Annotated in this window: 8 protein-coding genes; all 8 read right to left on the reverse strand. The window is 28.0% G+C overall.

Translation table 11 applies throughout. The features are described 5' to 3' along the window. Positions 1 to 154: 154 nt before the first annotated feature. Positions 155 to 532 (reverse strand): VOC family protein, encoded by a 378-nt coding sequence (locus ACI3VO_RS01960; RefSeq protein WP_439756296.1) that lies wholly within the window; start codon positions 530 to 532, stop codon positions 155 to 157. A gap of 48 nt (positions 533 to 580) precedes the next feature. Continuing rightward, positions 581 to 1,300 carry an endonuclease/exonuclease/phosphatase family protein gene (locus ACI3VO_RS01965; protein ID WP_439756297.1) on the reverse strand — a complete coding sequence of 240 codons (720 nt, stop codon included), beginning with the start codon at positions 1,298 to 1,300 and terminating at the stop codon, positions 581 to 583. Between the two features lie 96 nt (positions 1,301 to 1,396). Beyond that, positions 1,397 to 2,005 carry a hypothetical protein gene (locus tag ACI3VO_RS01970; protein WP_439756298.1) on the reverse strand — a complete coding sequence of 203 codons (609 nt, stop codon included), beginning with the start codon at positions 2,003 to 2,005 and terminating at the stop codon, positions 1,397 to 1,399. 264 nt (positions 2,006 to 2,269) lie between these two features. Continuing rightward, a complete protein-coding gene (locus ACI3VO_RS01975; protein ID WP_439756299.1) occupies positions 2,270 to 2,482 on the reverse strand; it encodes a heavy-metal-associated domain-containing protein in 213 nt (70 codons plus the stop codon). A gap of 87 nt (positions 2,483 to 2,569) precedes the next feature. After that, positions 2,570 to 4,321 (reverse strand): ABC transporter substrate-binding protein, encoded by a 1,752-nt coding sequence (locus ACI3VO_RS01980; RefSeq protein WP_439756300.1) that lies wholly within the window; start codon positions 4,319 to 4,321, stop codon positions 2,570 to 2,572. 14 nt (positions 4,322 to 4,335) lie between these two features. After that, positions 4,336 to 4,815, reverse strand: coding sequence for a lytic transglycosylase domain-containing protein (locus ACI3VO_RS01985; RefSeq protein WP_439756303.1), 480 nt, complete (start codon positions 4,813 to 4,815; stop codon positions 4,336 to 4,338). 71 nt (positions 4,816 to 4,886) lie between these two features. Next, positions 4,887 to 5,471: a dephospho-CoA kinase gene (coaE, locus tag ACI3VO_RS01990; protein ID WP_439756301.1), complete on the reverse strand. Its 585-nt coding sequence runs from the start codon at positions 5,469 to 5,471 to the stop codon at positions 4,887 to 4,889. A gap of 8 nt (positions 5,472 to 5,479) precedes the next feature. Continuing rightward, the coding region (gene polA, locus ACI3VO_RS01995) for a DNA polymerase I (RefSeq protein WP_439756302.1) at positions 5,480 to 7,160 on the reverse strand (1,681 nt) is incomplete at its 5' end.

The following is a 7,160-nucleotide window of genomic DNA, read 5'->3' on the forward strand; positions in this document are numbered from 1 at the left end:
TAACGTTTAATGCGCTTACATTTACTACAGCACTAGAATCTGCATAGGATTTATCAGCATTCAAAGACACAGCCAAAGCACCTACACCTAATGCTAAGATTACTTTTTTCATAACGTTATTCCCCCAAATTTATACTACTAAATACTGTTTAAATTAACCTCTTCCAGCTGGTAATATTTCTATCCAATAGTTATCTGGGTCATTTATAAAATATATTCCCATTTGTTTATTTTCAAAACAGATGCATCCCATTTCTTTGTGAAGCTCATGAGCTTTATCAAAATCATCGACTTCAAGAGCTAAGTGGAATTCATTATCTCCTAAATTATATGATGGTTTATCCCAATCTCTTAACCAAGTAAGCTCTAAGCTATGTCTTGTTGTTCCATCTGATAAATAAACTATTATAAAGCTTCCGTCTTCAGGTGCTATTCTTCTTGATTCCTTAAGACCTAAAGCTTTTTCGTAAAATTCTATACTTTTTTCTAAATTTATTACATTAAAATTATTGTGACAAAATGTAAAATTCATATATTACCTCCTAAATTTTATTTAAATTTCTCCTTTATTATAATATAATTATATAGAAAATTTAGCAACTATCGGATAATGATCTGACATATTTTTTATCAAAACTTCATATGATTCTATTTTTATATTATTAGAAACAAACATATAGTCTATCCTGTCAAGTCCCATCGAAAAAGTTAATATATTAGATTTATTTAGCTCTTCAGCTACATCAACTATAATTTCGTCATTTAATGATATATTTCCTTCATTAAAATCACCTAAAATAATAAAATACTCATTTTTTAAATTTTTTATATAAAGCCTCAATTCTTCTATTTGCTTTTTTCTTTCTTCACAATTTAATCCCAAATGAACATTTATCACATGCACTTTTTTATTTTTTATTTTTACAATAGTATGTAAAAATCCTCTTTGCTCTTTTGTACTAGTTAGATAAACGTGTTTTTTATCAATTATTTTATACTTTGAATAGGTAACAAGTCCGTAGTTTCCATCATCATTTACCACATTTGCTCCAAAATGTGAGTACATATTTAATTCTTCTTTTAGACTGCTGACTTGAAATCCTACCTTAGATGATTCATTTACCTCTTGTAGACAAATAATATCTGCTTTGCTCTTTTTAAGAAAATTTATCGTATCAAATAATGTTGGAATCATATTCCTGTCTGTTCCACTATGTATATTATAGCTTATTATTTTAATTTCTATTTTATTTAAATTATTATCTTGAATAGATACAAAATAACTTGTAGCTAATATCATAATAACTAGAAATACAAACTTTTTAATATTTATATAAATCACACCCTTTTTGACTTAAAAATTAAAGACGCTTTTTAGCGCCTTCTTATTTGTCTGTTATTTATTTTTTCTCAATTTCTCTTTTATTATGTTATTTATTATTTTTTTTCTTATATCTTCTGCTCCTTCACCCTCATCTATATCTACTTCTAAAAGCTTAGCTATGACCTTCATCTCTTCCCTCGTTTTTGACTTATAGCTTTGTATTAATTCACTTTTAATACTTTGAGGATCTATTATATATTCTCTGCCTGTTCTTTTGTAGATTACATGTCTAGTTGAATATAAATTCCTATTGTCATAGATATGTTTTGATATTATTCTTAAAATTTGATTATATGAAAACTTTTTATTTACATTCAAATTAAGGTATCTTGCAAAATTGTAAATTTCTTTTTTTGATTTAAAAATATCTTCTTTTTTTATTAATTTTCCTATTGATAAAATATTATCCTTATATGCACCATAAGTTAAAATTTTCAAATATATATCTTCTTTTTTATCTCTACTTTTAATTTTTTGTAAATTTTCATTTATTACTTTATCGACGTTTGCTTCAAAAAATTTTTTTGCACCTCTTTGCGATACATAATTTCCTAAGTCTTCCTGTACCATATCAAGTATCAAATTTCTAAAATTATCTTTATATGTTCTGTACTCCTCCATGATACCCCACCTCGTTTATTTTATTATATTCATGTAAATATAAAATGTGAGCTTGCTAGTATTTTAAAAATATTTACTTTAATTATATGATTATTTTAAAAAAATATTAAATAGTATGTATATTTTTATTAAAGATGTTAATAATGTAAATGTAAAATCAATATACTCAATCTCCCCCATTTAATAGATCTCTATTTACTATAGGTAGAGATCTTTTTTTATTAAAAAAGCCTGCAAGAAATTTTCCTGCAGGCTTTTTATATATTATTGTATTCCTTTTAATTCAAATCCTAAATCTTCTATTACAGCTTTTATAGCGTCTTCAGTAACTCCATCAGCTACATCTACTAAAGCATATTTGCCGTCTAAGCTAACTTCTTTTACTTCTACACCTTCAATATCTTCTGTTAAAGCTGTTTTTACATGATTTACACAGTGATTGCAGCTCATACCTTCAATTAATAATTTTTTTTCCATTAATTACACCTCCATATACCCTATATGGGTATATTATATCATATTATCTACAAAAACTCCAACGCCAAACTAGCTTTATCTCAAATATTATTTTACTTCTAGAGAATCTATCGATCTATATATACTAAAATCATTAGAATTTAAATCGCCTTCAAGTCTTTTATTTAATACGACATAATCATCTAGCATGCCAAAGCTTATAAATACTGCATTTTCTTTAACATACTTTTGTATATCTTTGTAAATGCTTTTTATTTCAGCTTCTGAATTAGCCTCTTTTAGTTTTTTCAAGTATTTATCTAATTGCTCATCTTGATATCCCAATTCTTCAAGTATATATGTAGCATCAGATACAGCAGGTAATTCACATCCTATTAATGCTAGATCATAATCCTTGCTATCTAAAGCCTTTGTCATTTCATCGCTTGTCAAATCTTTTATTTCTGTTTTTATACCTACTGCCTCTAAATTATTACTTATTATATTAGCTGCCTTTACTCTCTCACTATTGTCCTTATTTACTATTATTTTAAATTTGATGTCTTTTAATAATGCTTTAACTTCAGCAGTTGTAACATCTTTAAATGATCTAGTTTCTTCAGAAGATTCCTTTGAATCCTCAGCATCTTGTTTATCATTAGTTGATTGTTTATCACTAGAGCTATTATCTTTATTGTTGTCGATAGTATCATCCTCAGAACCATCTACTGTATTTTGATCTGCGTCTTTAGATTCTTCTTCTTTCTTTTTAGAATTTTTTTGTTCTTCTAATGATAAAACTGCTTTTTTAAGATAATTTTGTGCATTATCTGTATTGTATGAAAGAGGTTTTAAATCATTGTCGTAGTATTTTGAAGCAGAATTTAGAGGAAAATTAGTTAATTTAGCTCTATCTGAATAAGCATCCTTTATAATTGAGCTTCTATCTATTGAAAATGAAATAGCTTTTCTTATATCTAAATTTTGTAGATACTCATTTTCATAATTAAAAATAACGTAATCATATTTTCTTCCTTGATATTTCTCTATTTTAAAATTATCGTTATCTGTAAATTTACTTATATTTGCAAGTGAAACATTGCTTATATCGCTATCTAAAGACAGTACCATCTGTACCTGTGATTCAGTATCAGGTACAAATTTCACATAGATTTCTTTATTATTTCCATCTTCATTAAAATCGTAATAATCTTGATTTGGCTCTAAGACCATAAAATCTCTATCTTCATAAGTTTTTATTTTATATGCACCAGAACCTACTAAATTTTTATTTGGAAGCTCTAAATCATCGCTCTTTAAACCACTCAATTTATCTTTTGATACTATAGGAAAAATCAGAGTTTCCAATGAAAAAGCATAATTATCTTTAAATCTAATAGTTAGACTTCTATTTCCACTTACAGTTATACTGCTTATATTTGATACTAAATCATAATATGCACTCTCTTTTTTAGATTTTATTAAATCATATGTATATTTAACATCACTAGCTGTCAAGCTCTTTCCATTATGCCATTTTATCCCAGATTTTAATTTTATATCGACGCTTTTATTATCTGATGAAATGCTGTAAGAATCTACTAATTTAGGTTGAAGATCGTAATTTTCATCAAATTCAAATAAGCTATCATATACTAAATTCAAAACATAACTTACTGACTTATCAGTATTTAAAATTGGATTAATTGTATTTGGTCTTATCATAGTTAAATTTATATATTCTGAATCATTTGTTACTGTCTTTTCTGATTGGCTCTCCTCTTCTGTATCTGCACTACATCCTACAACAAATAACATCAATGCTAAAATTATACTTATTAATTTTACTATTTTTTTCATTTTGTTGTACCTTTCTAATTATAAATTTTATTATACATATCGTAATTACGCTTTACCTTTTCAACATAACTCGATGTCTCTTTAAAAGGAATAGTATGTAAATTTTCTCCATCATGGCTGTATTTTTGATCAGCTAACCATTTTTTGACATTACCAGATCCACCGTTATATGCTGCGATAACTAAGTCTAGAGTTCCAAACTCTCTGTATAACCTATTTAAATACCAGCATCCTATTCTTATATTGTCCTGAGGATTAAAAATATCTGCTTCAGTCATCTCAAGCTCTTCAATTGCCCAATCTCTTGTAGAATCCCCAATTTGCATCAATCCCTTTGCCCCTTTTCTCGAAACTGCGTCTTTATCAAATTTGCTTTCTGCTTTAATTACACTATAGACTAGATTTTCATCTAGGTTGTATTCTTTTGCGTAAAACTCAACGTATTCTGAATATTTTTTAGGATATATATATTTATATATTTCGTTCCTTTCCATATATAAAGCAAATCCCAAAACTATTACGATAAATAGAATTAAGATTAATTTTTTTTTCACTCTTATTCTCCTTATAAAATTTCTATAAATTCTAAAACTCTTTTTTCTAATTCTTCAAATGAGTTTGAATTATCAATAATGTAATCTGCAAATTTCGATTTTTCACTTTGACTCATTTGAGAATTTATCCTGCTAATTGCCTCTTCTTTTGTACAATTATCTCTATTTTTTATTCTCTCAATCTGTATATCTTCTCTACAAGTTACTAAAACTAACTTATCTATATAAGGTAGATAATCATCTTCTATCAATAATGCTGCATCTATTACAACTATTTTTTTACCTTGCTCTTTATATTTAGAAACTTGTGATAGTATATTTTTTTTAATCTGAGGATGAGTTAAATTATTTAGCTCTATTAGCTTTTCGTCGTCGTTAAATACAATATTTCCTAGAGCCTTTCTATTTAAGCTCCCATCCTCGTTTTTTATACTATCTCCAAAAGTATAAAATACTTTATTAAGTAATTCCTTATCGTCAAATATTTTTCTAGCTTCTATATCTGCATCTATTACATCTATGCCCTTTTTGATAAATATATTAGATACACTGCTCTTTCCACATCCAATATTTCCTGTAAGTCCCAATACTAACATCTTTTCACCTACTTTGTTTCATACCAAGAATTTCCTGTATTTAAATCTACATCTAAATGTACATCCATCACTTGTGCATTTTCCATTTCTTCTTTTACTATTTTCTCAGCCATTTCTAATTCATCTTCAGTAGCTTCTACTATAAGCTCATCGTGTACTTGAAGTATAAGCTTTGATTTCATGTTGTTTTCTTTTAATTTGTTGTATACGTTGACCATAGCTACTTTTATTATGTCTGCTGCACTACCTTGTATAGGAGCATTCATGGCAAATCTCTTACCTTGGTTTCTGACTATGAAATTGCTCGCGTTTATCTCTGGTATATATCTTCTTCTATTTAATATAGTAGTTGCGTATCCTGTTTGAGTTGCTTTTTCTACTGCATCGTCCATAAATTCTTTTATTTTAGGATATTTGTAGAAATAGCTCTCTATATATGCCTTCGCTTTTGCAACTGGAATATTTAAGTCCTGAGAAAGACCAAAATCTGTTTTTCCGTAGATTATACCGAAGTTTATAGCTTTAGCTTCTATTCTTTGTTTACTTGTTACATCCTCTATATCTACATCAAATATTTGTGATGCTGTCTTGGAGTGGATGTCTTCTCCATGTTTAAACGCATCTATCATGTTTTCGTCGCCACTCATATGCGCTAAGACTCTAAGCTCTACTTGAGAGTAGTCGGCGTCCACTAGCTTGCAACCTTCTTCTGCTACAAATACCTTTCTTATATCTCTACCCATTTCAGTTTTAACTGGAATATTTTGCATATTTGGTTCTGTAGACGAAATTCTACCTGTAGTAGTTATAGTTTGGTTGAACGAAGAATGTATTCTTCCTGTTTTTGGGTTAATTATGTTTAATAATCCCTCTACATATGTTGAATTTAATTTAACTATTTGTCTATATTCTGTTATTTTATCGATTATTTCGTGTTTATCTCTTAATTTTTCTAGTACCTCGGCATTTGTAGAGTATCCTGTCTTTGTCTTTTTAATAACTGGAAGCCCTAATTTTTCAAATAAAATCACACCTAATTGCTTTGGTGAATTTATATTAAACGATTCTCCTGCCATTTCGTATATTTCAGCTTCTAATTCCGATATTATTTTCGTAAATTTATCTTTTAGTTCATTTAGTTGATCCTTGTCTACCTTCATACCTATGTATTCCATAGAACCTAAAACCTCTACAAGTGGCATTTCAACATGGTAGAAAAGACCGTCCATTTCAGTTTCTTTTAGCTTTTCCTCCATTTTAGGGTATACATCTGCAACTGTATTTAATATATCTCCTACATATGCAGAAAGCTCATCAAAGCCTATTTGCTCAAATTTTTTAGCCTTAGCTCCTTTACCAAGTAAATCCTCTTTTGATTTTATCTGTCTAGTCAGGTATTTCATAGCTATTGCACTACATTCGTATGAAGTTGATGATTTTGAGTCTATCAGATACTCAGCTATAGTTATATCGAAATCCATAGAATTTAGCTCTATATCGTAAGGCTTTAGTAGTATATAGTCCTCTTTTAAATCGTATCCATGTTTTTTGATTTCGAAGTTTGAGATAATATTTGATATTTTATCTAGTTCATCTTCATTTACATAGTAGATATTTTTGCCATCTAAGCTCAAAAATACGTGTAATATTCTCTTATCTAAGATATTTCCTTCTCTTCCTATTACATCT

It is taken from the genome of Intestinibacter sp., assembly GCF_051866655.1.
Taxonomy (GTDB): Bacteria; Bacillota; Clostridia; order Peptostreptococcales; family Peptostreptococcaceae; genus Intestinibacter.